Origin of the sequence: Planktothrix sp. FACHB-1365 (assembly GCF_014697575.1) — a bacterium.
GTDB lineage: Bacteria > Cyanobacteriota > Cyanobacteriia > Cyanobacteriales > Microcoleaceae > Planktothrix.
Genome location: NZ_JACJSC010000003.1, coordinates 64,118 through 89,722 on the forward strand (window position 1 = coordinate 64,118; position 25,605 = coordinate 89,722).

Sequence of the window (25,605 nt, forward strand, 5' to 3'; positions counted from 1 at the left end):
CATGAAAAACACAACCCGATTATTAATTGTTTTAAATATAACCTTAATCTCGATTGCCTTACTTTGGGTCATTGGGGGAAATATCTATGCTCAACTGCAAAAGCAACCTATCGATCAATATTGGGATAATTTTTTTGAAAAAAAAATCGGAATAGTAAAAACCAATCAATCAGCTTTAAAACTCGAAAAATTAAAAAATATTGTTAATTCTTTTAACAAGTTAAATAATAGGGAAGCAATCAAGTTATATTTAGAAAATCAACTAGAAAATCCGTTACAAACTATTGATATTGCCCCCCAACATCATATTTTAACTGATTTTGATCCTCAATTAACGGCTATTCGCCATCAAATTTTAACGAGTGATCCTCCTCAGTGGGATACTGAAATCTATTTGAATCAGACTTGGGCAACTGTTTTACCTGGCTTTTTGTCCTTTGCTAATTTACAACAATTTTTAGCTTTAGATAGTTTAGATAAAATCCGTTCAGGTCAAATTCAAGAAGTTTTAGATAATTTAGAACTCAGTTGGAGAATCCGAGAATCTATCAGAAAACAACCCACATTAATTGCTCAACTTGTTTCTCTAATTATAGATTCTTATTTGATTGGTTTATTTCGTAAGCTTGATTATGTACCTCCTGAATGGCAAGGTCGCATTAATCAGTTATTGAATCAGGATTACTATAACTCTTTTTTGATCAGTAATGAGATGGAAATATGGGCTGCATATAATAGTTTATCTAATTTGTCAATTTACTTTTCTAATTTGTCAATTTACCTTAAAATTGTCAATAATGATGATAACGATGATAACGATGATAACCAATCCCAAAATATTTTTGCTCAATTTATTTATTTATTCCATAAACCTTACGGAACGTTTTCAGCGATTGATCTTTTTAGAAAAAGACATTTATTTTTTCAATCTATCCCTAATAAAAATTTTTGTGATTTTGATCCTGAGAAATTTAAAAAACAATATGAACAACCTCTAGAATCATGGAATTTGATGAAAGGTGAGGAATCATTATTAACAAATCGATGGCCGATATTATTCCGACAATTAATTAATTGGGAACTAACACTCAAGATTATACAAGTCAAGGAAATTGCTGCAAAACAAGGCAAATGGCCAGAGAAAGTTCCTGGACTAGAAACCTCAATTTGTGAAGATCGTCAATGGATTTATAAGGTTTCTCCTGATGGTAAAACCATGTCAATTTCTTATAGTAAACCGCCTTCTTGGTGGCAAAAGCCCAAAATAGGAAAAGTTGACTACCCTTTAACTTATAGTAGCCAACAGATTCCTCGACTAAAACCTAAGTCAAAATCTTAATATTTAATGGCTATTCCTGAACCCAAATAGAAACTGAACCCCCCTTACAAGAAAATTCACCCCAACCGGAATCATTCGTTTCAATGGGTTCTTGAATATTCCCCGTAAGGTCATAAAATTTAGTATTGGGTTTCCCGACTTCCATCGGTTTAATTCCTTCTGGGCCATCACTTAAAATCACCGCCATTGCTTTCGGATGTTGTTCATCTCCTAAGCGAGTCCAACCAATAATATCGGGGTGATCAAAATAGTCATATTGAGGACCGTAGCCGTAATTTTGACGGGCATAAAGACACTGATCAATAAACGCTTTATGGGAGGGTAAAACGATTTTATAAGTATTCCCATCCCGTCCTCTATCTTCATATTCTGCACCGTAATAATCGGCGTGAAAAATACAAGGATAACCCTCTTGACGTAACAATATTATAGCATAAGCTAAGGGTTTAAACCAAGGTTCAACGACAGATTCTAAGGCTTGTAACGGTTGAGAATCATGGTTTTCAACAAAAGTAACGGCATTCATTGCCCGTCCTTTAATTAAACTTCCATCCAGAATGGTTCGCATATCATAATATCCCCCAGCTTTACTGGCGTAGTGAAAATTATAATGTAGGGCAACATCAAACACCGACATTCGTTGACCTACAGAGTCTAAATACCAATTCAAGATGCCAGTATCAGGCGCCCAATATTCCCCAACAATAAACAATTCTCGACCGACATATTTTTCCATAGTATCTAACCATTCTGGGAAAAACCAACTGGAAATATGTTTAATGGCATCTAAGCGAAATCCATCCACACCCGTTGTATCCAGATACCATTTTCCCCAGTTGATCATTTCCTGTCTGACTTCCTCATGTTGAAAGTCTAAATCTGCCCCCATTAAATAAGCAAAATTTCCAAATTCTAACGCCACATAATCATCAAAGGTTTTCCCCTCAAATAAATAAACTGTTCCCGATTCTTTGCTATATTCATCATAATCAACGGCATCAAAATGCCACCAATGCCACTCAAATTGAGAGTATTTTCCCTGACGACCCGGAAAGTTAAACAGGGTGTAACCTTGAATATCTCTTAAATCTCCTTTTGGTGTTTTTCGATTATTATAAGGGAAAGGAATGGCTTTGGCAATTTCGGCTCCATCTGCCCCGATTCTGTGATTTAATACGATATCTGCATAAACTTGAATTCCTGCTTGATGCAAGCTATTAATGGCATCTAAATATTCTTGACGAGTGCCATATTTCGTTCTAATTGACCCTTTTTGATCAAATTCTCCTAAATCATACAAATCATACACGGCATATCCAACATCCATTCCACCATTTGCGCCTTTGTAAGCCGGTGGTAGCCATAAAGCCGTAATTCCTGCATCCGCTAACTCTTGGGCGTTAATTTTTGTTTTATCCCACAAGGTTCCATCGGCGGGGAGATACCAATGGAAATATTGCATCATCACACCATTAAGTTTTGCCATGTTCCCTCATTGATATAAAATAGTAAGTATGATTGGGTTTGGGGTTAAGTCTCTTAAATCCTTTGATTTAGATTAAAACAATCGCCTTTCTCCTTCCCTGGGAATATTATACTGAGAGTCATCACCCTAGAAGCCGTTTTTTGTAAATTTTTTTATCAAAGGTTATTGGTTTAAAACTAGATCCGCTATTTCCTATTTAAACTCTATTAAGCAATAAAAACAAGAGGAGTTACTTCAAAACGCAAAAAGTGAAATTAATTGTTTAGGAAAAGTAGTTAATATGGAAATTTAGCCAGAATAGATATACAGCCTAACTAGGCTATTGTCATGGAAGTTAACGTAGAATATTAGTGATTGCCCATTAATCAGTAAGACATAGCAGATACCTGCTATAACTTTATAAAGAAAGGTTTATAGTGAAAAAAAGGTGGTTTCAGTGGTTCGTATCAGAAACAAGATTAATCAACAAGATAGTAATAGTGCAAATTTAGGATTTGAGGAAAAGCTATGGAAGGTGGCTGACAAATTGCGGGGTCAGATGGATGCTGCTGAGTATAAGCATATTGTATTAGGACTAATATTTTTAAAGTATATTTCAGATAGCTGTGAAGAACATTATCACCAGCTAGAGTTATGGACAGAGACATCATCTAACAACTATTATGTTGGACAAGAAAGAGGATATCATCAAGTTCTCGAAGATCAACAGCAGAATTCAGCTAAACATTTATTTTTGGTTCCCCAAAAAGCTCGCTGGTCATATATAAAAGTTAATTCTAGAAGTTCTGACATTGGTAAAATTATTGACTCAGCAATGCACTTAATTGAACAGGAAAATCCATCCTTAAAAAGCATTCTACCTAAAAATTTTTCCCGTTCTTCGCTTGATCAACGACGATTAGGTGAGTTGGTTGAATTGATTGGAACCATTGGTCTAGGGGATACAGAAAGCCGAGCAAGAGATATTTTGGGAAGAGTTTATGAATATTTTTTAGGGCGATTTGCTGGCTTAGAAGCTAAGGGGGGTGAATTCTATACACCCCAATCAGTAGTCAACCTTTTGGTTGAAATGATTCAGCCTTATAAAGGGTCTGTTTATGATCCCTGCTGCGGTTCAGGCGGAATGTTTGTCCAGTCAGAAAAATTTGTAGAAGCTCATGGAGGTAAATCGGAGGATCTGTTAATATATGGTCAAGAATCCAATCCTACAACATGGCGTTTGTGCAAGATGAATTTAGCCTTGAGAAAAATTGAAGGAAATATAGGTTTTCATCACGCAGATACATTTCATAACGATTTACATCCAAATCTTAAAGCAGACTACATTCTGGCAAATCCACCATTTAACATGAGTGATTGGGGAGGTGAACATCTCAGACAAGATCGGCGTTGGCAATATGGTACTCCTCCTATTAATAATGCTAACTTTGCATGGGTAGAACACATCGTTTCTCATCTGGCATCAGATGGAGTAGCAGGTTTTGTATTGTCTAATGGAGCTTTGAATCACAGTCAAGGAGACGGTGTGATTCGAGAGGCTTTAATTGAAGCTGATTTGATTGATTGTATTGTTGCTTTACCCGTTCAACTTTTTTATACAACACAAATTGCTGCCTGTTTATGGATCATTGCTCGTAATAAACAAAATGCTAAATACCGTGATCGTAGAGGTAAAACGCTTTTTATATATGCCCATTCTTTTGGTGAAATGGTTGATAGAACCCACCGAATCCTTACAGATGCTGAAATATCAAGAATTGCAAGAACATATCAAGATTGGCGTAGTCAAGAAAATTTTCTTGATTATAGGGACATCCCAGGTTTTTGTAAATCTGCGACCTTAGAAGAGATTCGTTCACATAAAATGTCCTTAGTCCCAGGAAGATATGTTGGCTTTGACGAGGAATTAACGAAACATTGGGATATTCAGCGCCTTCAAACAGAGCTTGCTGATGTTGAAGCTCGTCTTAACGAAATCACAAAAGCGTCTAATTCTGCTGTTAAAGTTCTTAAGGAATTGTTGCATGGCTGAACCACTTCTAAAATGCCCTAGTAATTGGGTACATACGACTTTGGAACCGAACCCAAAAAGTGAATTAATCACCTATGTTGATAGCGGAGGTACTCCTAGCACTAAGAATGAAGAGAATTGGGATGGTGAAATTCCCTGGTTAACTCCAAAAGAAATAACCAATTTTACAGATACAATCTACGTTTCTGACACCGAAAGAAAAATTACAGACAAAGGACTAAAAAATAGTGCAGCAAAACTATTACCAACCGGGACGGTAATGTTAACAAAACGCGCTCCGGTTGGTGCTGTTGCCATCAACGCAGTTCCAATGGCAACAAATCAAGGCTTTCTAAATTTTCAGTGTGGTTCTAAACTTCGAGCTCTTTATTTGGCTTATTGGTTTAAAGCTAATAAAGTTTACTTGAATATGATTGCTAATGGCTCAACTTACCCAGAATTATATAAATCTGATTTGTTTGAGTTACATCTTGCAGTTCCCTCTTTAGAAGAGCAAGATGCTATTCTTAGTGTTATTAGTGCCATACAATATGTTTCACTGCTTGGGCTTCCCCTGGAGCAGTCTATGACTACGCCTGAACAAATGATCAAGATGCAGGAACAAAACCGTAGATTGCGTATTATTCGAGATGCTATCTTGCCAAAACTTCTATCGGGTGAGTTAGATGTTTCAAAGATTTATGCCAGATTTACAGAGGTTTTAATATGATTTTATCGAGTCTGCCAAAACTTTGTGGTACTGATGGTTGTCGTTTACTTTCAGGACATTCAGGAAAACACAATCCTTATCCTACCTCAGCTTGGAGTTTTATGGAGGAGAAGGATCAAAATAAATTAGCTAAAGCTGGGTTTGCGACTCCTCGCGGTGGAGCTAAAGGAGCATATCAAAATCACGTTGTTCGTAGTAATCGAGTGATAATACCCTATGAACGATTGTCAATTGTTCCTTTTCAGGAATATAAAGACGGATATGTAATTCGCCTCTATCCAGAACAATATTTTGAATCTGCTGGTGTTCCAAAACCAAGCTTTATAATAGGGAAAGAATCTTGGATTGTTGTTGGACAGAATGCTTTTGTTTTATATAGAACACATCGAGGATTAGAAAGTTTTCCTCCTTTAACAACTTGGAGCGTTTGCCATCTTGAAAAAAATGGTGAGCCTTCAACAAAACGAGGTAGAGATGTTCGAGATGTTGGTCATTATGTTTTACAAATCCCAACTTCGGATGGTAAGGATAAGCGCAAAGAAGGAGCCGTACAAGGAATATTTGCTCCAGAATATGCTGATCAGGAAACCAACTATCTATGTAAGTGTGTATTGGCTTGGTTAATTACTCAAACTATAGGCAGTCCTTATGTGATGACTCAAGCAAAACATCTACAAGCCATCTTAGATCAAGAAGGCTTATTAGATGTGTCCAATTATGAGTACAAAGGCGTAATCAGGCATGGTCTATCGAGTTGCCCCTTATGTCTTCGCTTCATACGATATCAAGAACTTCATGCCTCAGCAACATACGAGGATGATCTGAGTTTTGGAAATGCTGCCGGACAGGTTGAAGGATCTATTCGCTCAACAATTGTAAATCTATTTCATATTGAACCGCTTGTATACGATCAGATCACACATATTCCGTCTAACGTTGCTTGGGGACACCATTCTTGTAATACTCGTTTAGGACAGAGGCGATGTCGCTCACTTGCTGAACTCATTGAATTAGATTTAAAAGTTGGTATCATCAGACCTGAAGGTATTGAAACTTTTGGCTGGATGAGTGAAGATTATGAAATGATTCGCTCTCCTTTGGGATCAGTTTGGATACGAATTAGTGATAATAATGCGGAAGATGCTCCTCCTCAGCAAGGAGATTTGCTAGTTGATAATCCTCCTGTCGCAGTTGATCCTGTAACTGGTACGGGGGAAATGCTAACTTTAATACCTGAGTTGGAAGATGAAGAGTTAGAAAACGAAGACGACGGGGATTTGTAAACTAAATTTGTAAACTAAAAATACCCACTTAAACAGGGTTGATCAAAATGACACTATCAATCGCAAAATGGAAACTAGACGACTATCACCGCATCGTTGAAATGGGTTTACTCGATGAACGCCCCGTTGAACTGCTGTATGGAGAAATTGTTCAAATGTCCCCAGAAGGAGAACCCCACGCCTACTATAGTCGAACTGCTGGCGAGTACCTCATGCGGATACTCGGTGATCGCGCTTTAGTCAGTCAAGCTAAACCCATCACCCTCCCTAACGACTCCGAACCCGAACCCGATATTGCTATTGTTCAACGTTTGGGGCGAGAATATCTCAGCCATCATCCCTATCCTGAAAATATTTTTTGGGTGATCGAATATTCCCAGTCCAGCTTAGAAAAAGATTCAACGGTAAAATATCGCCTTTATGCTGAAGCGGGAATTGCCGAATATTGGTTGGTTAACCTAGCGCGTCGGGAACTGATTATTTATCGTGATCCCCGTGATGGTGAATATGGCTCTAAAATGACTTTAACGGAAGGTGAAGTCACACCCCTAGCCTTTGCAGAAATTGAAATTCCCGTTGAAGCCCTGATTTCAGCAGATTGATAAGTTTTTATACCTGGGATTTTTAACCCAAATCTTAAAGATGACCAAAGATTTATCGATCATTTCCAAATCGGATGTAATCTAAAAATTTGCATCTGTAATCCACAATTCACCAAAATATGGGAGAACAAAAACGCATTGGTATTTTAACCAGTGGGGGAGACTGTGCAGGTTTAAATGCAGCAATTCGGGCTGTGGTGTATCGGGCATCTGGAACCTTTGGATGGGAGGTTTTCGGTATTCGAGAAGCCACCCAAGGGTTAATGACTCGTCCCGTGAACAGCGTTCCTCTGACAATTGATAAAATTGATAATATTCTCACCGCCGGGGGGACGATTTTGGGGACTACCAATAAAGGTGATCCCTTTGCCTTTCCGATGCCGGATGGAAGTTTGCTAGATCGCTCTGAGGAGATTATTGAAGGATATCATCTCTTAGGATTAAATGCCTTAATTGGCATTGGGGGAGATGGCAGTTTAGCAATTTTGCGACGCATTGCCCAACAAGGAAATCTTAATTTAATTGGTATTCCTAAAACGATTGATAATGATGTGGGAAGCACGGATTTATCGATTGGATTTAGTACGGCCGTTGATATTGCGACGGAAGCTTTAGATCGTCTGCATTTTACCGCCGCCAGTCACAGTCGCGTGATGATTTTAGAAGTTATGGGGCGAGATGCAGGACATATTGCCCTTCATGCAGGAATTGCCGGAGGTGCAGATATTATTTTAATTCCTGAAATTCCTTACAGTTTAGATCGAATTTGTCACCAAATTGCCGAACGACAAAAACAAGGGAAAAACTATTGTTTAGTGGTGGTTGCAGAAGCGGTTAAAACGGAAACAGGAGAACCTGTGACTAATATTAATCGCATGGGACAAGCTCGTTTAGGCGGTATTGGGCAATATTTAGCGGATGTCATTTGCGATCGCAGTGGCGCAGAAACCCGCGTTACAGTGCTCGGTCATATTCAACGAGGGGGAACTCCTTCGCCGATGGATCGCATTATTGCTTCTGCTTTTGGCGTCGCCGCCGTGGATTTAATTGCGGAAGACAAATATGATCAGGTTGTGGTTTGGCGAGATCGTAAAGTGTCGAGTATTCCAATTTTGGATGCGATCGCTCAATATCGGGTTGTTAATGCTAATGATATCTTAGTCGAAACGGCTCGAAGTATGGGAATTTGTTTAGGGGATTAATTCTGTTTAATTCTCCCCGATCAATTAATAACTTAACTCCCTTTCCCTAATCGGGGAGAGGGATGCTGATCATTAATGCGGATGGCGAGACTCGAACTCGCAAGGGAAGCCCACACGCCCCTCAAACGTGCGCGTATACCAATTCCGCCACATCCGCTTATGAACACTGCCTTAAATTAATTTAGCAGCTAATTTACTAATATAGCACAGCCTCCTAAAAGTGTCACCCTTTTTTCCAACTTTTTTCCCGGCTCCCCTCTTCCCGTGATGACCAAAATCCTCTATCCTAACTGAATGGTGAACAGCAACAGCAAGAGCAACAAAAGATGCGATTCTCAAAAATCTTAATTGCCAATCGAGGGGAAATAGCCTTACGGATTCTTCGCACCTGCGAGGAGATGGGTATTGCGACGGTTGCTGTTCATTCAACGGTAGATCGCACTGCCCTTCATGTCCAACTTGCGGATGAAGCCGTTTGTATTGGGGAACCCAGCAGCAGCAAAAGTTATTTGAATATTCCTAATATTATCGCGGCGGCTCTGACTCGCAACGCCACCGCCCTTCATCCCGGCTATGGGTTTTTAGCCGAAAACGCCCGGTTTGCTGAAATTTGCGCCGATCACGAAATTGCTTTTATTGGCCCTACTCCGAACGCAATTCGGTCTATGGGGGACAAATCAACCGCCAAGGAAACGATGCAGCGTGTCGGGGTTCCCACCGTCCCCGGTAGTGACGGACTCCTGACCGACGAAAAAGAAGCCCTGGTACTAGCCCAAAAAATCGGTTTCCCGGTCATTATTAAAGCCACAGCAGGGGGTGGCGGTCGCGGAATGCGATTAGTCAAGCAGGAAGAGGATCTCCCCAAACTGTTTGCAGCCGCCCAAGGGGAAGCAGAAGCCGCCTTTGGAAATCCGGGGGTTTATTTAGAGAAATTTATTGAACGTCCTCGCCATATTGAAATTCAGATTTTGGCTGATAATTATGGCAATGTAATTTATTTGGGAGAGCGGGATTGTTCGATTCAACGCCGTCACCAAAAACTATTAGAAGAAGCACCCAGTCCCGTGATGACTCCAAAACTGCGACACAAAATGGGAATGGCGGCGATAAAAGCAGCAAAATCGATTAATTATACCGGAGCGGGAACGGTAGAATTTCTGGTTGATCAATCGGGTAATTTCTATTTTATGGAAATGAATACTCGCATTCAAGTGGAACATCCGGTTACGGAAATGATTACCGGATTAGATTTAATTGCTGAACAAATTCGCATCGCCCAAGGAGAAAAATTATCCTTAACTCAAGATAAAGTTCAACTGCGGGGTCATTCCATTGAATGTCGGATTAATGCAGAAGATCCCGACCATAATTTCCGTCCCCACCCCGGTCGTATTAGTGGCTATTTACCCCCCGGAGGAAATGGGGTGAGAATTGATTCCCATGTCTATACAGACTATGAAATTCCGCCTTATTATGACTCTTTAATTGGGAAATTAATTGTTTGGGGCCCCGACCGTCCGACGGCAATCTTGAGAATGAAACGGGCTTTACGAGAATTTGCCATTACTGGTGTTCCAACAACCATAGGATTTCATCAAAGAATTTTGGAAACTCCTGAATTTTTACGGGGAGAAATTTATACCAATTTTGTTGAACAAATGATGAAACAAGGACAATAAAAAGTAGGGTGTATGAGCTTGGCTCACGCACCCATTGAATTGAATATTGGTTGCTATAAAGGTCTATACTTTAAGCATTAGGTTTCTGAAAAGGATTTCCACAGATCCCGTAAACGTTGTTTAATTTGTTTTTCTTTTTGAGCGATCGCCGTTCCCGCTTCTCCTAATTTTACTTCAAAAGCTTTGCGTTTTTCGTCGAGTTTTCCACTATAGGTTTCGGGTTCATCCTTGGCTTTTTCATACCAAACTTTTGCTTCATCCAAATAATGCTTGATATCCTCATAACGCTGTCCATAGCGTCCGACTAAGTTAGCATTAATAATGGCTAATTGAGCTTTAAGTTGGGCATAACGTTTTTGCATTAATGCCACTTCTTCACTATCTTTAATATTGTGAACGGCGGACTCAATGGCTGATTTAATTTGCTCAGACTTATCGGTTCCCACTTCTTGAATATCATTCAAGGCTAAATCAATACTATTTTGTAACTCTTGTTCCTCTTGATCAAGTTGGATTTCGAGTTTTTTCACTTCCGCTTTTGTTTTATTGATGGACTGGCGTTTTTTGCTGCTGATTCCATCAATTACTCCTTCAATAGAAGCTGTAACATTTTCTTGAATTTCCTCACCTTTTCCTTTGACAGTTTCTAAAACTGTTCCGACTACCTCTTTCACTAAACCTCGAATCTCTTGAGAACCCCCTTTAAATTCTGAACCCATTTCTGAAATTGCAGACTTGACAATTTCTCGAATTCGTTCAGCCCGTAATTTGTTCTCAGATTGTGCTTTTTTTAAATCCGATGATAATTTATCTTGAATAGAATCTGACATAGGAATATCCTCAATAATCATTAAATTGCTTCAACAGCTTTTTATCAGCTTGTCTATCACTGCTCTTATTTCCTATCATAAAGAAATGCTGGAGGTTCTGGGAGTAAAGTTCTCTACACTCTCCATATCGCAATAGCCGTATTTTTGAGGCTGTATTAATCAATTTCTATAAGGGAACAGGGAACAGGGATAATACTTCTGGCTGTTTCATATCAGTTGTAAATGATTACAATCTCCGTCTCGAAGGTGCGGATTGCTATAAATATCTCTTAAGATAGATGTTTTTTGAATTTTATTTTAATAAAAAATCATATTAACTGATTAACGCTACAGTTGTAAATCCCCTAACAATGATCTTGATTTAAAATGAATAAATGACCATTCCTGTTTTTCAGATAATATTCCCTCAAATTCTGTTTATTTTTCTCTATCTACGGTAATACATGGCTTTAATTAAAATCAATATAAAGGGAGATGTGTTTAACCTCAGAAAAACAGATACTAAGTTCATTACATTCTAAATCAAGGAGGTTCAAATGGATCTATTCATCTTGGAAATGGGAACAAATACCCCTCATTTCCCGATGTCTGCAACCTTAGTTTTAATTCTGGGGTTTTTAGCAGCCACAACCATTGGTTCTGTCGCTTGGTACAACTCTAAACGTCCTGTTGGTTGGAAGGATAAAGAACGTCCTGACTTTGTTCCTGAAGTCGATACCGACCAATAAAAAATAGAGTTTCTGGGGGGTTTGAAAATTCATTTGATTGTTAATTTTAAACCCATTCTAAATCCTGAGTTGTTTTTTAAATCAGTTCAATAAAACTTTTGAGGTCAATAATTATGTCTAAAGAAGAAAAGAAAACTCCTCATATTCTCCATGAAGAAGCAGAACCTAATCCTACTTATGATCGGGGAATTATGCCCGCAGAAGTCGGTGCTCGAATTGACCGAGAAAAGGAAAATTTTAAAAAAACTCCTGAACATGAAGAAGGCACTTTAGACACAACTGCTGGTTATACAATGGATCGAGAAGGGTTATTAAATAACTACGCCATTGAACCTGAAATGTATGTCAATGTTCCCGGAGATTTGAAAGAAGAAGAAGAAGCCGATAAAGCTCGTCGGGTTCAAACCTTACATGAAGTGAAAGAAGTGGAAGGGGGCGTTGGAAAAGGTCAGGGTATTATTTAGAAAAACTGGATTAATCTGACTTGAATGCTAACACTACAAACAAAGCCTAGCTTTTGAGCTAGGTTTTTTTATTTATTATATAAATAGAGTATGATTGTTTATTTTTGAGTTTTATAATTTATCTATATATTGATACTTAAAATAGCGTTATAGAAATATTGATTTAGAGTTATATGGAATAATTTAAAAGAATATTTATTCTATAAAAGGATTGATGACTTAGCGAATAGAGCCGAATATATTAGAAGAGTAAAACCGGGTTTAGTCATTAGTCTGAAACCCCAAAAAAGGAAAGGAGGCGACTGATGAAACTCGAAAATAATAGATTTTTGAAGTTAATCGTGTGGATTTTTGCAGAAATTCTATTAAATTTTTTAGGACTTGATGATTTGGCAGATTATAGCGAATTTTTATTTGAAAAGACAGTTTATAAACCCAGAGTTGTTATAGCAGAATTTGGGTTTAATCTAGGATTAAATGAAGTTCAGAATGGAGATGAGCATTTCACCTTTTAAAATCTATTTCTTAAGATTTACTCAAATTTATTCCCTAGGATAGAGCTAAAATTCTCTTACTCCTAGAATAATAGGATTAGTAATACATATAAGGAGAATTTCAATGAAATTTCCCTCAATAAATTTTTCTAATTTACGTCCTTTACGCTTTTTAATGGCAGCTTTATTGTTGGCTTTTCTATGGATTGGATCTGCTGTTCCCAGTTGGGCTGGGGTGAGTAGTCCTTCTCAAGGGGAAGATGCTCTTAAGCAAATTCAAAAAGATTCTGAACAAGTGCTCAGAGGGGGCCCACCTTCCTTAGAAGATGTACAAGCTAAAGCTCAAGAAGGGATTAATGAAGTTCAAGGGGGTGCGGATAAAGAAAAAATGAAAAATCCTGCTAATAGCCAAGGTTCTACTTCTGTAGAAGAGAAAATTAAAGAAGGTATGGATAATATCCGCGATATTTTTAACCCCTAATTTTCTTTAATTACTCACGACGGTATTACTATCTTCGGGATTTTGTTAAGTTCGATTGCTATAGTTATAAAAGTGTTGTTGGGTCTAACAGCACTTTTTTATTATCCTATCAAGGCTTTAGATTATTTTCCAATACAAAATCTGCTGAAAATTCGATCTAAAACGGATTCTGTTACTTCTTCTCCGGTGACTTCCCCTAACGCATGAATGGCACCTCGCAGATCAATTGTCCAAAAATCAAAGGGAAGTTGTTGCTTAATCGTTGTTTCGACTTGTTCTAAACATACTTTTGCACGGGTTAACGCAGTGGCTTGACGTTGATTAATGGCAAACTCTAAATTGGCGGCGTGAATATTTCCACCCTGAACTAAATTTAATATCGCTGTTTCTAACTCTGGAATTCCTTGATTTAAAGCAGCAGACATAGGAACAATTTCTCGATTTTCTAAATTAAAATATTGAATAGCTTTTGCTTTTAATTCCTCTAATTCTTGGGGGTTAACTTGATCAATTTTATTAAAAATAACAATTAAACCTGCTTTTTTAACTTGTTGATAAATGTCTAAATCTGCTTCAGTTAAACCGATTGCAGCATCCAATGTTAATAATACTAAATCGGCTGATTGTGCAGTTTGTCGCGATCGCTCTATGCCAATTTTTTCCACTTGATCTTCGGAGTGGCGAATTCCAGCCGTATCTAACACTTGAATCGGGATTCCTCCCACAACCAATTGCGATTCTACCACATCACGAGTTGTTCCGGGTAAATCCGTAACAATGGCGCGATCGCTTCGACTCCAAGCATTTAATAAACTCGATTTTCCCACATTCGGACGACCAACAATCGCAACTTTTAACCCTGTTCTTAATAATTCTCCTGTGTCAGCCGTCGCTAAAAATTGCGATAATTCTTCTAAAACGTGATGAATTTGGGCGATAATTTCCGATTCATTTAAGGGCGGTAAATCTTCTTCAAAATCCACCCTGGCTTCAATTTCTGCTAAAATATCTAAACAAGTTCCTCGTAATTCTCGAATAGGATTTGCTAATTTTCCTTGTAATCCGGCTAAAGCCATTTGTGCGGCTGCAATCGATTGAGATCCGACTAATTCCGCCACACTTTCTGCTTGAGTTAAATCTAACCGTCCATTTAAAAATGCCCGCAGGGTAAATTCCCCCGGTTGGGCTAACCTAGCTCCTAATTCTATACACAATTGCAGCACTTGTTGAACCGCAATAATCCCCCCATGACAGTGAAATTCAACCACATCCTCACGAGTATAAGAACGGGGAGATAACATTAATAATAATAAAACTTCATCAATAATTTTTAGGGTTTTTGGATGGCGAATATACCCATATAAAATCCGGTGACTTTCCCAAATTTGTCGTCCTGGGGAATAAAATAACTGTTTAGCAATAGATTGAGAGTCTGTTCCCGACATCCGCACAATTCCCACGCTTCCCTGTTGCGGTACAATAGCCGTGGCGATCGCTACAATTGTTCCCCCAGTTGCCAAAAATTCAGCCATTTTTTGCCATTAATAAAATCCTATAGATCTTTAGATTTTAACGTAAAAGATATTGGGCAATAGGCAATAGGCAATAGATAATTTGACACTCCCCTGCTCCCCTTGTCCCCTTGTCCCCTTGTCCCCTTGTCCCCCCGTCCCCTTGTCCCCTTGTCCCCCCGTCCCCTTGTCCCCTTGTCCCCCTGTCTCCCCGTCCCTCCGTCTCCCCGTCCCCCCGTCCCCCTATCTCCTACTTCCCACCACAAACCTGTTCAATTAACTGCACAACAGCGCTGCGAGTCAGTTTGTCTTGACCATCGGCTAAGACATTTAACGTCGCATGGGCTAAGGCTAAAGGAATGCGACAAAAATCCAACGCAGGGCCAGAGGGTAAAGCTTCGGTGTAGGCATCCCCTAAGGCTAAATTCCGTTTAGCGTAGTTCTGCATTTGTTCCAATGTCCAACCATCAGGGAAGAAATCTACCCCTCGACTGCCATCATCCTTGTAATTGCGGAGAATATTCACCGCCTGTAACCCTCGACCAAAGCCAATGGCGTGAACCCGGTTGGTTTGTGTGCCATCGTACCAAGCCCATAAATCCGACAACAACAGCCCCACAGAACCCGCCACACTAAAGGTATATTGATCTAACTCCGCTTCGGTTTCAATCCGCCAATTACGTTCAGCCCAAAACGCCATACGGTCAGCCATCGCCGCCGTTGCATCCCAAATCCGAGGGGCAATTCGTTCTGGGGCAAACTTAGCCCATTCTCCCACCCGGAGGGTCACTTCTTCTAAGGTTCCTGTGTGGGAAAATTCCGCAAACCAATTATCAGGAATTGTTTCTCGACAGACCGCCGCTTGAAAATTTTGGCTCATTCTATGCAGCAATCGGGCTTTTGTTGCATTATCTAAATCAGGGTGATCTTCAACTTCATCAATCGCCCGCATACACAAATAGGCAGAAGCGACCGCTTCTTGGAGTAAGGGAGGTAAACGACTAATGGGGATATAAAATGTTCGACTTGTATCTTGTAAAACGGACAAGGGATCTTTTTGCCAATTCATTCCTTTTACTCCTCACACCAAGAAGCGATTTAATCGCTGTACTTTCGCGCTCGATATTGTACACTGGATTCCAGTAACACTCCACGCTTGAATCTGCAATTCTCTGGATCATCATCTTGCCAGTCCAGTTTTCATCAGATAAGCTGTAGGGAGGGTAAATCTCCGCCATAACGTGACACTATGCTGCAAGCGGCTACGCAGAATCAAGGTGCTATTGGGGCTGAAACCAAGCTCGATGTTGAACTTCGGAAAGTCTTCAAGGTCTTTAATGGAGAAACGGCTGTTCGTGGCGTAGATCTCGATATTCATCGAGGAGAATTTTTTAGTATTTTAGGGCCATCGGGTTGTGGCAAAACTACAACGCTGCGACTCATTGCCGGGTTTGAAATGCCCTCTGCTGGAGAAGTCTTGATTCGGGGTCAGTCTGTGACCCAAACTCCCCCCTATCTGCGTCCAGTGAATACCGTTTTTCAAAGTTATGCTTTGTTTAACCATTTGACAGTCTGGGAAAATATTGCTTTTGGACTCCGACTCAAACGCAAAAGTAAGTCGGAAATTGAAGAGAAAGTGCGGGAAGCCTTAAGTTTAGTTAAAATGGAATCCTTTGCCAATCGTTACCCCTCTCAAATGTCTGGGGGTCAACAACAACGGGTGGCTTTAGCCAGGGCGTTAGTCAATCGTCCGGCGGTGTTATTGTTAGATGAACCGTTAGGGGCTTTGGATTTAAAACTCCGCAAACAAATGCAGATGGAACTTACCAACCTCCATCGCAATTTGGGGCTAACCTTTATCATGGTGACTCACGACCAAGAAGAAGCCATGAGTTTGTCTGACCGCATTGCTGTCATGCACGATGGCCGAATTGAACAAATTGGCAGTCCGAACGAGATTTATGAATATCCTCAAACGCCATTTGTGGCTGATTTTATTGGCGATACAAATCTATTTCGAGGAACGGTTGAAAGTGCTGATGTTTCCCGTTTATATATTGTCACAGAAACCGGATTAAGTATTGAAATTCAACAGATTGAGATTTCGGGTATTCAACATCCACAACAGGATTTAAGAACAGGTGCATCGGCGGTTGTGAGTGTGCGTCCTGAGAAAGTTACATTAAGTTTTTATCCCGTTAGCGGTGCTGTAAATTGTTTTGAAGGTCGTTTACTAAATGCAATGTATTTGGGAACCCATATTCAATATGTGGTGAAATTACTATCGGGGGAAAATGTTATGGTTCGTCAACCCAAAACAGGGGATAGTTTACCCGATAGTAATACTCCCGTTTATGTGTGTTGGGGAACAACAGATTGTTTAGCTTTACCCGAACAAAAATAAAACGGTAGTCAATCTGACCTATGCACTTAGCATTACCCTTAAAAAATATCTAACGGGCGAATATTCAATATTCCTTCTTCTCTGCTGTAAATTGACACTCCCCGCTCTGAAGAGACGGGGATTCTACATTCTACGTCAGAATTTGCTCTAGCAGGCTTTCACCGTTCGGCTGAGTCGCTCACGGCGAAGCCAACCAGAGTAGAGACTCCAACTCCTGTAGCGTTACTTCGGGATTGCCCATCCCTAGTTTGTTTTGTCAGATTGAGAATGTTTTTTGCAGCATTTGTGTCTCTATGCAACTCACATCCACAATTACAAATATGGGTGCGGGTTGATAGAGATTTTTTAACGATTACCCCACAATTAGAGCATTTTTGCGAAGTGTAATGAGGTGGAACCGGAATTGCTAATTTATCAAATTTAGCCGCAAAATATTCTATCCATTGCCGGAACAAATACCAACTAGCATCGCTAATTGATTTAGCTAAACAGTGGTTTTTAACCAAATTTCTAACACTTAAATCTTCGTAGACTACTAAGTCGTTAGACTTGCATACGTTACGCGCCGTTATCTTGGCGTGTTCATTCCGTTGCCTGCTTACTTTTAAGTGTTTTTTAGCGTAAATTTTTCTAGCTTTCCGTCTACCTGATGAACCCTTAACCTTTTTATAGATTTGTCTCTGAGATTTTTTAATAGACGTTTCCGCCTTTCTCAAAAACTTGGGATTCGGTTCTTGATGTCCGTTAGAGTCTGTGTAAAATGACTCAATGCCGACATCAAGTCCAATTTCATTTCCCGTTTTCGGTTGAACATCGGTAACGGTAATACCCAGACAAAACTGGCAGTAATAACCGTCAGCACGACGAATCAATCGCACCCGTTTTATGTCTTTAAAATTGTAGGTATGGACATCCCATTTCCCCAGTAATTTAAGATTGCCAATCCCGTTTTTATCGGTAAAGGTAACTTGCCTTTTGGTTGGGTGTAACTTCCATCCTGTTGTTTTATATTCAACAGAACGACAGTCTTTTTGAAATTTGGGATATCCTTTTTTACCCGAAACCTTTTTCTGGCAATTGTCGTAAAAACGACTAATGGCAATCCATCCCCGCTCGGCTGCGGATTGGACTGCCATTGAATTTAGATCATTAACAAAGGAGAATTCTTTCCTGAGAGCCGTTGAATACTTGTTTAAGGCAAACTTGTCGATTTTCAACTCTCTGGAATTATCCATCCAGTATCTAATCGCTTTATTACGGACAAACTGAGTTGTACGAATGGCTTGATCAATCGCTTTGTATTGCTCAAGTTTGCCTTTGACTTTGTATTCTAAAACTATCATAGAAATCTCTGGCTTTCGACCTACCTTATACTAACATAGATTACTATAATATTCAGGCTTGGTTAAAACCCCTGAGTCGTTTTTCATCTCAGGTCTGAAGACGCTGAGTTTTCACTCCTCCCATCCTACTTTTATAACTATGGTTGTTTGTCCCCAGTGTCAATTTGAAAACCCCAATCTCAACAAGTTTTGTCAACGCTGTGGTACTTCTCTGACCCAGAAACATTGTCCTGAATGTGGAACAACCGTTCCCCTGAATACGCTGCAATGTCACAATTGCGGGACAGTGACTGGAACCGTTTATCTGGCTGTAGTTATCCCTTCGTCCTCAGCCATTGCTCCGGCTGAAAACTCCCCAGAATCCTTAAATAATGACCATTTGCAGGGAGCTAACACATCCTCGGAGAGTCCCTCCGAATCAAGTTTAGACCGAATTGATACCGAACCCCCCACCCCGGAAGAGCTTCAGACCCCAGAGCTAACGGAGTCTCAAGCCCAACCCCTAGAAGACATTTTTTCCCAAACTGACCTGGAAGCCATTACCATTCCGGCTGAAGATGCTTTGTGTCCTCCCCAGGAACCGCCACCATCCTTGGAGCGACCCATTGGAGCTTATTTAGACCCCCAAGACCGTTATCAACTCCTAGACCCCTTACCTGCCCTAAAAGCTGGTGAAACCGTCACCGTCAAGGTTTTAGATACTCAACCCTTGCAGGTTTCCCCGTTAAAAGCACTACAAGACCAAAGTACCGCCCCATCTCATCCAGACGTAGAAACATTTATTATTCCGGCGGCTCAACCCTATTTTTCCTTAGCGTCCCAAACGCCTAACTATTTTCCTCGCTTACAAGATGCTTGGGAATCGGATTCCTATCAGGTTATTCTATTAGAAAATTTTGCGGATTTTCCCCGGTTATCAGAACTGTGGAGTAACCGAAAAACCACACCTCAACAAATTGTTTATTGGTTGGGAGATTTAGTAGAACTGTGGGTACTGTTAGAAACTTGGGGATGTCGCCAAAGTTTATTAGATCTCCAAAATTTACGAGTATTTTCTCAAAATTCTCAACAGTTATGTTTACAACAATTGTATTTTGATCAACCTGATTCTGTCTTAAGTTTATCAAATTTAGGACAATTATGGCAGGATTTATTTCAACAATCCCAACGGACGTTAGTGGGTTCCTTAACGGAAGTATTGCGGGATGTAATGGAGGCCAAAATTCAAACCGTTGAACAATTACGAACGGCTTTAATGGTGGTTTTGGATGAAATTAATTTTCCCTCTAACTTACCCCAACAACAAACCAGCCAGAATGAACTATTACCCTCGACTTTAAATCAATCTCCTACCTTAATTCTGGGTGAAAAATTTATCCATTTAGAAGCCGTAGGACGCACGGATGTCGGTCGTCAACGGGATCATAATGAAGACTGTTTTGGTTTGCAAACCCACATCAAGATTCAAGAAACACCCCAAGGACAAATTCGCTCCGTGAGGGGTTTATATATTCTGTGTGATGGGATGGGAGGTCACGCCGGAGGAGAAGTGGCGAGTCAAATCGCTGTTGATACTTTACAACACTATTTCCAAGATCAATATTCAGAGGAATTCCCAACGGAAGAAATCTTACAAGATGCCATTTTCAAAGCAAATGAAGCAATTTATAATGAAAATCAACAAGAGGTGCGTTCCGGTAGTGGTCGCATGGGAACTACCTTAGTGATGGCAATTGTGGTGAATCATCAAGTCGTCGTGGCTCATGTGGGAGATAGTCGATTATATCGTTTAACTCGTCAACAAGGGTTACAACAAATAACCGTAGATCATGAAGTGGGACAACGAGAAATTCAACGGGGAATTGACCCGGATATTGCCTATTCTCGCCCCGATGCTTATCAATTAACTCAAGCTTTAGGCCCTAGAGAAGAACAGTTTGTTCACCCAGATATTCAATTTTTAGAGATTGAGGAAGATACGGTTTTTATTCTCGCATCCGATGGCTTAACCGATCATAATTTGTTAGAAACCTTCTGCGAAACTCAACTTGATCCCTTACTCAACCCTCAAACAGATTTAGCCCCCGCAGTAGATGGTTTAATCACTCTAGCAAATCAATATAATGGTCACGATAATATTACCGCCATTGTCGTTCGAGCTTGGGTATCCAACCCTTAACCGTAAAGGTGTTTTACCAACTATTATCGAGCTTTTAATAACTAATAACTGATCACTAATAACTGATAACTGATAACTGATAACTGATAACTGATTTATGTTAATTCTTACCTGGTTAGATCCGCACCAAAAAACACCCCTGAAACAATGGACATTTGCACAGCAAGGTATTATCCGCATTGGACGGGCGGCGGATAATCAGGTTGTTATCGTTGATCCTTTAGTGTCTCGTTATCATCTGGAATTACACCCTCCCCAAGATGAAAGCCAGAGTTCTCCTTGGGTGCTGGTGAGTAAAGGAACTAATGGAACCTTTGTCAATGGTGTGCTGACCACTCAAGGGTTAGTGGGAGATGGAGCTTTGATTGAATTAGCCAAAGATGGGCCTTTATTACAAGTTAAACTCCAAGGGAGTGTGATTGCAATTCCCGTCAATGCACCCCCCTGTAACCATGAGGGAAATGCTTCGGGTAATTTATTTTGTATTCATTGCGGATTTCCCATTCAGGTAGAACGGACTGTCCGACAGTATCAAGTGTTGAGAACCATCGGACGAGGGGGAATGGGAACAACAACGTTGGCGTGGGACTCTACAACAGCCAAATCTGCTGTACCTGTTGTCGTTGTTCTGAAAGAAATGAATACGGATATGGCACAAATTGCCAAAGCACAAGAATTATTTGAACGGGAAGCCCGTACCTTAAAGAGCTTAAAGCATCCAGGTATTCCCCAGTTTTATGACTTTTTTGTGGATGAGGGTAAAAAATATTTAGTGATGGAAATGATCCATGGAACGGATCTCGAACAGTATATCCATCAACGGGGGCCAGTGATTCCCCAACAAGCCATACAGTGGATGATGCAGACCTGTGAGATCTTGAACTATATTCACTCACTCGATCCGCCTCTGATCCATCGAGATATCAAACCTGCCAATTTACTGTTGCGGCGACGAGATCACCACATTGTTGTTTTGGACTTTGGAGCCGTGAAGGAAATTGGAACACCCCCCGGAACCCGCATTGGTGCTGAAGGATACAGTGCTCCCGAACAAGATCGAGGACAGCCTCTTACTCAGTCGGATTTGTATGCGATCGGTACAACGTTAATTTTTTTACTGACCGCCGAAACACCCTTAAAATTTTATGGCAAACGGGGGAATAGTTTTGGTTTTGACCTTGATAACGTTCCCACCATTACACCTCAACTGCGAAAAGTTATTGAACAAGCCACCGAATACCGACCTAAAGATCGTTATCCAACGGCTCAAGATCTATCTCAAGCTTTAGCCCATTGCCTAAATTGATCAAATTGTGAGGAAGAAAAACGCAAAGGAAGGGGAAAGGGCAATGGACTCAAAGCTGATGGAGAGAAATACAAAACTTGAAACAGCAGCTTTAATCAAGGGTGAATTCAAGATTTAGGGCAAACCGACTGAAATCTGAAATCCGGGAAAGGGAGAGAAATCGGCTTCTACTCTTCGTCTTCATCCCAAGCTTCAACGGCTAATAACTCGCTAATGGGATCTTGCATGGAGAAACCAAACTCTAACAATTCCTGCTTCCAAAATTTCCATTCATCACCATAGAGAAGGGCAATTTTCCACAGACTCTCGGAAGGTTTGATAATGTCAGACTTGACCAGGGAATGCACCTGACGTTGAAACTTATCCATCGGGTGTATAACCTTTTGGCTCATAATACCTCTTAAGTTGTTCTAATTCTAAAGTTGTTAACGCTTTTCAACCTGAACGTTTTCCTTGTTTTCCTTTGCGTAGATGGTCGATGCTGGTGAAAGCAACTTCCTCAATCCTAAATATAGCATAAGCTTTGAAAAAAAGTAATCTTTTTTTAGCGAATCTAGGGGTTGATTTCACGAATTCAAGAGTTAGAGGAGGTTCGGGCTTCACCCCAATATCCACCAATCGCTCCCTTTCCAGCAAAACCCAATCCTCAGAACTTCCTTACACCCTGAATTTCGGAAATAGGGGGAATGGATGGGAAGATCCCTTGACCCAGAAATATTGACAGTTGGGTTCTCATAGCCAATCGCAAAATGGTTTGAATCTGACTCTGAAGCCTATCATATTAGGGAAAAGGATCGACTGTAATCTCTATATAGATAGATTAAATCTACGCGGATTTTAGCGAGATCTACCATGACCACTCAAACTTGAAGGACAAGGGGGAAACAGTGAGATCTTCAGGTATAGCTCAATAATTATACTGCTAATTGTATGCAGATGATTGTTAAGCTAATGATGTTATCGCGTCAAGTGATAAATCTATCTTGGGATAGTAGCGTAAATTCGGATTGTTTGTTGTTGCTTGTATTGTAGCGTGTTTTTTGAGCGTTGTAACCAGTTTTTTTAGGGGATTTTTCCTAAACCGAGGATTAGAATGGATCATTCCTAAGCTCTGACTAATCCGTATCTGTAATACATAATAGCCAAATTTGATAGTTTCGCTTATCTAGTCCGAACCAAGTTACATCCCAAGCGACATCAGCAAACCACTCTGTCCAGGGTTCTTGAGAAATATACATCTGAACTTCGTCATAGCGACTTTGAAACAACGCCTCACAAAATTTCATCCCTAAATCTTTGGCTTGTTTCGCAGTTCCTTCAAATTCTTCATAAGCACCTCCAAACACTAAAATCTCGGCTAATTCTCCATCCAAGGTAAAGGAACTCGTATCGTCTGTTAAATCTAAGGAGGTTGCTAAGGGGAGTTCAATTTCTAATGCGGATAAACCATCCATCACCGGGGGTAAGGTCACAAATTGTTCAAAAAAATTGATTTCATTCAGTAAATCTCGTGAACCAAACCACTCTAAGACGGGATGAGGAGAAAGTTGAAACCGAGCAAATTCTGCACCCCCATTCAGATGAGTTTTTCGTAGCTGTTTTAAGAGTTCGTCAATGGCCGGATCTTTTAACGGCGCAGATACAACTTCTAATTCCTGCCACATTTCGTCAATTTCTTCTTCCGAAGGACGGTATTGCTCTCGATTGGGAACTAACATTAACCCTGATCTCCAGTTGACAACATTTCTTCTACACTTTACTGGAATCTTTAAAACCCGACAAGATTACCTCCAAAAAATATTATAAAAATTAACAAAAAAAATTGATTTTTAATGGTATTGATACTGATAATATTATCATGAAACGACATTGAGAGAATATGCTTAGATTATTGTCCGTAATATCCCGTTTACATCTCCCGAAAACGTTATATTTACTCCTGAGTCTCACCCTATTAACTACATTCCGGCTTCTTAATGTTGTACCGAATCCGGCTTGGGCGGCAACTCCCTATCAGGGAACATTTACATTAACAAAAGCCTGCGATGCTACCCTATCCATTAGTGGCAACTCCCCCACTCCTTTAACAATTGACTCAACCTATGAAGTTGTCAGTTTAAATCAAGACACCAACCCTACCCATGTTTATATTAAAATTCCTAATTTAGGAACTCGTTGGGTAGCGTTAAGTTGTGGCAAACTTGAGGGTTTAATTCAAGTTAGGGATTCCAATTCATCGCCATTGTTACCTTTTTTTGATACCGTTAATAATCCTGTCACTGTAGCAGATGGAAGCCAACAAGATTTAACGCCAGTTCCTCCCCGTTTAAATGAATTTGATCAAGCCGTTAATAAAATTTGTGGTTTACCCGGAACTGTAGTGAGTCCGGCTGATTTTAAAGTGATGATGAAACAGTTTCCGGGGGTATTGGCTAATATTAAAAAGAACGTCGGCGGTTTTATGATTGCGGGTAGAATTTCTGATGCAGAATTTCTTGAAGATTTTACTGATGCTTGGTTTGTGGTCAAGGGATTTGATCATGTTTTTTGTGGAGAACCAGATTCTCAAAAAATTGGTGGATTACACTATGTTGGACGTTATTTAGATTTACAAAATAAAAAATTAGCTGGACGTTTACCCAATTCGGATTATAAGGCAGAAGTTCTTCCGGGTGCGGTTTATTCTATGGGAGTTTTGATGAAAGTTGGAAATCAATTCGTCCAATCTCTTTTTAAGGGTTATGCTTATACGTTGAATGCGGAAGAAACTTTAACCCTTGCTGCAAAAACCTTTAAGAATAACTTTATTAATGACCCTAAACCTACTGCTTGTCTAGTCAAAATAACCGATGATGGAAAAACCTTTACTAACGTTTTTGTTTCTAAAAATGGAGGAATTCGCACATTTTATAGTGATGCTACTCCTGATTATAAAAAAGAGCCTGCTTGTAAGGGTTAGTTAATCTCAAAAAACGGTTTCTAAGCCTTTCCTAAATTCTATTATTGATAAATTTGTAGTTTTTGTCTTAATTCATCCAAGGAACTATCAGAGGTTTCTAATGGTTCTGGTTTATCAGGACAAAATTCTAGTTCGATTTCAATAGCAAGTGGAGGTTCTGATGAGTTATTATAGTTTGCGATCGCTTTAAATCTCAATTTTCCACTTTTCCAAGATGTATCACCTAATTTTAAGAGTTGACAATCAATTTCCTCACTAATTGTATTCATACAACTTTGATTTACTTTTAAAATCGCCTTATTTTCAATATCATATTGAGAATTAATTGGCTCTAATAAGCAAATTGTAAACTTTTCGCGTGTCTCTACCATCTGCCTATGTCCTGGTATGAATTCAAATTTATAGGTATCAATAAACATCTTTTCCTTGAGAACATTTAATAAAAGTTCTTTAAACTTATCAACGATAAACGTATTGCCTTTAAACAATAAAATGTCATTATTATCCAATTTATAAAATGTATTATTCATGTTGTTTTATTTTCCTCTAAATTTAATCTAATATAGCAATTATA

The 25,605-nt window shown here is 39.7% G+C and carries 23 protein-coding genes and 1 tRNA gene; 15 read left to right on the forward strand and 9 right to left on the reverse strand.

Annotated elements, in window-relative coordinates; all coding sequences use genetic code 11:
* Position 1: 1 nt before the first annotated feature.
* Complete coding sequence (locus H6G57_RS06165) at positions 2-1,339, forward strand: hypothetical protein (RefSeq protein WP_190516915.1); 1,338 nt, start codon at positions 2-4, stop codon at positions 1,337-1,339.
* 10 nt (positions 1,340-1,349) lie between these two features.
* Here the strand turns inward: H6G57_RS06165 and H6G57_RS06170 are convergent, their stop codons facing one another.
* Positions 1,350-2,825 (reverse strand): alpha-amylase, encoded by a 1,476-nt coding sequence (locus tag H6G57_RS06170; RefSeq protein WP_190516917.1) that lies wholly within the window; start codon positions 2,823-2,825, stop codon positions 1,350-1,352.
* A gap of 436 nt (positions 2,826-3,261) precedes the next feature.
* Between H6G57_RS06170 and H6G57_RS06175 the strand changes: the two genes are divergently transcribed.
* From H6G57_RS06175 to H6G57_RS06195, 5 genes are all read left to right on the forward strand, one after another.
* Positions 3,262-4,857 (forward strand): class I SAM-dependent DNA methyltransferase, encoded by a 1,596-nt coding sequence (locus tag H6G57_RS06175; RefSeq protein WP_309235731.1) that lies wholly within the window; start codon positions 3,262-3,264, stop codon positions 4,855-4,857.
* Complete coding sequence (locus H6G57_RS06180) at positions 4,850-5,566, forward strand: restriction endonuclease subunit S (protein ID WP_190516918.1); 717 nt, start codon at positions 4,850-4,852, stop codon at positions 5,564-5,566. Before H6G57_RS06175 ends, H6G57_RS06180 begins: the two co-directional genes overlap by 8 nt.
* A complete protein-coding gene (locus H6G57_RS06185) occupies positions 5,563-6,849 on the forward strand; it encodes a BstXI family restriction endonuclease (RefSeq protein WP_242048882.1) in 1,287 nt (428 codons plus the stop codon). Before H6G57_RS06180 ends, H6G57_RS06185 begins: the two co-directional genes overlap by 4 nt.
* A 47-nt stretch (positions 6,850-6,896) precedes the next feature.
* Positions 6,897-7,451 (forward strand): Uma2 family endonuclease, encoded by a 555-nt coding sequence (locus tag H6G57_RS06190; protein WP_190516920.1) that lies wholly within the window; start codon positions 6,897-6,899, stop codon positions 7,449-7,451.
* A 119-nt stretch (positions 7,452-7,570) separates the two neighbouring features.
* A complete protein-coding gene (locus H6G57_RS06195) occupies positions 7,571-8,653 on the forward strand; it encodes an ATP-dependent 6-phosphofructokinase (RefSeq protein ID WP_190516921.1) in 1,083 nt (360 codons plus the stop codon).
* 76 nt (positions 8,654-8,729) lie between these two features.
* Here H6G57_RS06195 and H6G57_RS06200 read toward each other — a convergent pair.
* Positions 8,730-8,810, reverse strand: a tRNA-Leu gene (locus H6G57_RS06200).
* Between the two features lie 169 nt (positions 8,811-8,979).
* Here H6G57_RS06200 and accC point away from each other — a divergent pair.
* Positions 8,980-10,332, forward strand: a complete 1,353-nt coding sequence (gene accC, locus H6G57_RS06205; RefSeq protein WP_190516923.1) for an acetyl-CoA carboxylase biotin carboxylase subunit — start codon at positions 8,980-8,982, stop codon at positions 10,330-10,332.
* A gap of 77 nt (positions 10,333-10,409) precedes the next feature.
* Here accC and H6G57_RS06210 read toward each other — a convergent pair whose 3' ends face one another.
* A complete protein-coding gene (locus H6G57_RS06210) occupies positions 10,410-11,162 on the reverse strand; it encodes a histidine kinase (RefSeq protein ID WP_190516925.1) in 753 nt (250 codons plus the stop codon).
* Positions 11,163-11,698: 536 nt separating this feature from the next.
* Between H6G57_RS06210 and psb35 the strand changes: the two genes are divergently transcribed.
* From psb35 to H6G57_RS06230, 4 genes are all read left to right on the forward strand, one after another.
* Positions 11,699-11,890 carry a photosystem II assembly protein Psb35 gene (psb35, locus tag H6G57_RS06215; RefSeq protein ID WP_072720209.1) on the forward strand — a complete coding sequence of 64 codons (192 nt, stop codon included), beginning with the start codon at positions 11,699-11,701 and terminating at the stop codon, positions 11,888-11,890.
* Positions 11,891-12,003: 113 nt separating this feature from the next.
* Positions 12,004-12,354, forward strand: a complete 351-nt coding sequence (locus tag H6G57_RS06220) for a hypothetical protein (protein WP_242048883.1) — start codon at positions 12,004-12,006, stop codon at positions 12,352-12,354.
* A gap of 305 nt (positions 12,355-12,659) precedes the next feature.
* Complete coding sequence (locus tag H6G57_RS06225) at positions 12,660-12,869, forward strand: hypothetical protein (RefSeq protein ID WP_190516926.1); 210 nt, start codon at positions 12,660-12,662, stop codon at positions 12,867-12,869.
* Positions 12,870-12,972: 103 nt separating this feature from the next.
* Entirely contained in the window at positions 12,973-13,329 is a 357-nt protein-coding gene (locus tag H6G57_RS06230) for a hypothetical protein (protein ID WP_190516928.1), read from the forward strand.
* Between the two features lie 122 nt (positions 13,330-13,451).
* Here H6G57_RS06230 and mnmE read toward each other — a convergent pair whose 3' ends face one another.
* Together mnmE and H6G57_RS06240 are read right to left on the reverse strand one after the other, a co-directional pair.
* On the reverse strand, positions 13,452-14,861 hold the full coding sequence (gene mnmE / locus H6G57_RS06235) for a tRNA uridine-5-carboxymethylaminomethyl(34) synthesis GTPase MnmE (protein WP_190516930.1): 1,410 nt from the start codon (positions 14,859-14,861) through the stop codon (positions 13,452-13,454).
* A 229-nt stretch (positions 14,862-15,090) separates the two neighbouring features.
* Complete coding sequence (locus H6G57_RS06240; RefSeq protein ID WP_190516932.1) at positions 15,091-15,909, reverse strand: squalene/phytoene synthase family protein; 819 nt, start codon at positions 15,907-15,909, stop codon at positions 15,091-15,093.
* Between the two features lie 180 nt (positions 15,910-16,089).
* Between H6G57_RS06240 and H6G57_RS06245 the strand changes: the two genes are divergently transcribed.
* The gene (locus tag H6G57_RS06245; protein WP_190516934.1) at positions 16,090-17,244 is read left to right on the forward strand and encodes an ABC transporter ATP-binding protein; all 1,155 of its coding nucleotides are present in this window, start codon (positions 16,090-16,092) and stop codon (positions 17,242-17,244) included.
* Between the two features lie 158 nt (positions 17,245-17,402).
* On the opposite strand, the gene H6G57_RS06250 is transcribed toward H6G57_RS06245, so the two are convergent.
* Positions 17,403-18,587 carry an RNA-guided endonuclease TnpB family protein gene (locus H6G57_RS06250; RefSeq protein ID WP_190516935.1) on the reverse strand — a complete coding sequence of 395 codons (1,185 nt, stop codon included), beginning with the start codon at positions 18,585-18,587 and terminating at the stop codon, positions 17,403-17,405.
* A 139-nt stretch (positions 18,588-18,726) separates the two neighbouring features.
* Here H6G57_RS06250 and H6G57_RS06255 point away from each other — a divergent pair, with 139 nt between their 5' ends.
* Entirely contained in the window at positions 18,727-20,766 is a 2,040-nt protein-coding gene (locus H6G57_RS06255; protein ID WP_190516937.1) for a serine/threonine phosphatase, read from the forward strand.
* A gap of 97 nt (positions 20,767-20,863) precedes the next feature.
* A complete protein-coding gene (locus H6G57_RS06260) occupies positions 20,864-22,072 on the forward strand; it encodes a protein kinase (RefSeq protein WP_190516939.1) in 1,209 nt (402 codons plus the stop codon).
* A gap of 167 nt (positions 22,073-22,239) precedes the next feature.
* Here H6G57_RS06260 and H6G57_RS06265 read toward each other — a convergent pair whose 3' ends face one another.
* Together H6G57_RS06265 and H6G57_RS06270 are read right to left on the reverse strand one after the other, a co-directional pair.
* Complete coding sequence (locus H6G57_RS06265; protein WP_072721045.1) at positions 22,240-22,464, reverse strand: DUF4327 family protein; 225 nt, start codon at positions 22,462-22,464, stop codon at positions 22,240-22,242.
* 723 nt (positions 22,465-23,187) lie between these two features.
* Positions 23,188-23,790: a hypothetical protein gene (locus H6G57_RS06270; protein ID WP_190516940.1), complete on the reverse strand. Its 603-nt coding sequence runs from the start codon at positions 23,788-23,790 to the stop codon at positions 23,188-23,190.
* A gap of 161 nt (positions 23,791-23,951) precedes the next feature.
* On the opposite strand from H6G57_RS06270, the gene H6G57_RS06275 reads away from it, so the two are divergent.
* Positions 23,952-25,031, forward strand: a complete 1,080-nt coding sequence (locus H6G57_RS06275) for an EndoU domain-containing protein (protein ID WP_190516942.1) — start codon at positions 23,952-23,954, stop codon at positions 25,029-25,031.
* Between the two features lie 41 nt (positions 25,032-25,072).
* Here the strand turns inward: H6G57_RS06275 and H6G57_RS06280 are convergent, their stop codons facing one another.
* Positions 25,073-25,561 carry a KGK domain-containing protein gene (locus H6G57_RS06280; protein ID WP_242048884.1) on the reverse strand — a complete coding sequence of 163 codons (489 nt, stop codon included), beginning with the start codon at positions 25,559-25,561 and terminating at the stop codon, positions 25,073-25,075.
* Between the last annotated feature and the right edge of the window lie 44 nt (positions 25,562-25,605).

Coding starts and splice junctions, on each gene's coding strand:
- H6G57_RS06225 (WP_190516926.1), top strand. CDS start 12,660: ATGAAACTCGAAAATAATAGATTTTTGAAGTTAATCGTGTGGATTTTT.
- H6G57_RS06190 (WP_190516920.1), top strand. CDS start 6,897: ATGACACTATCAATCGCAAAATGGAAACTAGACGACTATCACCGCATC.
- H6G57_RS06210 (WP_190516925.1), bottom strand. CDS start 11,162: ATGTCAGATTCTATTCAAGATAAATTATCATCGGATTTAAAAAAAGCA.
- H6G57_RS06275 (WP_190516942.1), top strand. CDS start 23,952: ATGCTTAGATTATTGTCCGTAATATCCCGTTTACATCTCCCGAAAACG.
- H6G57_RS06220 (WP_242048883.1), top strand. CDS start 12,004: ATGTCTAAAGAAGAAAAGAAAACTCCTCATATTCTCCATGAAGAAGCA.
- mnmE (WP_190516930.1), bottom strand. CDS start 14,861: ATGGCTGAATTTTTGGCAACTGGGGGAACAATTGTAGCGATCGCCACG.
- H6G57_RS06195 (WP_190516921.1), top strand. CDS start 7,571: ATGGGAGAACAAAAACGCATTGGTATTTTAACCAGTGGGGGAGACTGT.
- H6G57_RS06260 (WP_190516939.1), top strand. CDS start 20,864: ATGTTAATTCTTACCTGGTTAGATCCGCACCAAAAAACACCCCTGAAA.
- accC (WP_190516923.1), top strand. CDS start 8,980: ATGCGATTCTCAAAAATCTTAATTGCCAATCGAGGGGAAATAGCCTTA.
- H6G57_RS06180 (WP_190516918.1), top strand. CDS start 4,850: ATGGCTGAACCACTTCTAAAATGCCCTAGTAATTGGGTACATACGACT.
- H6G57_RS06245 (WP_190516934.1), top strand. CDS start 16,090: ATGCTGCAAGCGGCTACGCAGAATCAAGGTGCTATTGGGGCTGAAACC.
- H6G57_RS06185 (WP_242048882.1), top strand. CDS start 5,563: ATGATTTTATCGAGTCTGCCAAAACTTTGTGGTACTGATGGTTGTCGT.
- H6G57_RS06280 (WP_242048884.1), bottom strand. CDS start 25,561: ATGAATAATACATTTTATAAATTGGATAATAATGACATTTTATTGTTT.
- H6G57_RS06250 (WP_190516935.1), bottom strand. CDS start 18,587: ATGATAGTTTTAGAATACAAAGTCAAAGGCAAACTTGAGCAATACAAA.
- H6G57_RS06230 (WP_190516928.1), top strand. CDS start 12,973: ATGAAATTTCCCTCAATAAATTTTTCTAATTTACGTCCTTTACGCTTT.
- H6G57_RS06255 (WP_190516937.1), top strand. CDS start 18,727: ATGGTTGTTTGTCCCCAGTGTCAATTTGAAAACCCCAATCTCAACAAG.
- H6G57_RS06165 (WP_190516915.1), top strand. CDS start 2: ATGAAAAACACAACCCGATTATTAATTGTTTTAAATATAACCTTAATC.
- H6G57_RS06270 (WP_190516940.1), bottom strand. CDS start 23,790: ATGTTAGTTCCCAATCGAGAGCAATACCGTCCTTCGGAAGAAGAAATT.
- H6G57_RS06265 (WP_072721045.1), bottom strand. CDS start 22,464: ATGAGCCAAAAGGTTATACACCCGATGGATAAGTTTCAACGTCAGGTG.
- H6G57_RS06170 (WP_190516917.1), bottom strand. CDS start 2,825: ATGGCAAAACTTAATGGTGTGATGATGCAATATTTCCATTGGTATCTC.
- psb35 (WP_072720209.1), top strand. CDS start 11,699: ATGGATCTATTCATCTTGGAAATGGGAACAAATACCCCTCATTTCCCG.
- H6G57_RS06240 (WP_190516932.1), bottom strand. CDS start 15,909: ATGAATTGGCAAAAAGATCCCTTGTCCGTTTTACAAGATACAAGTCGA.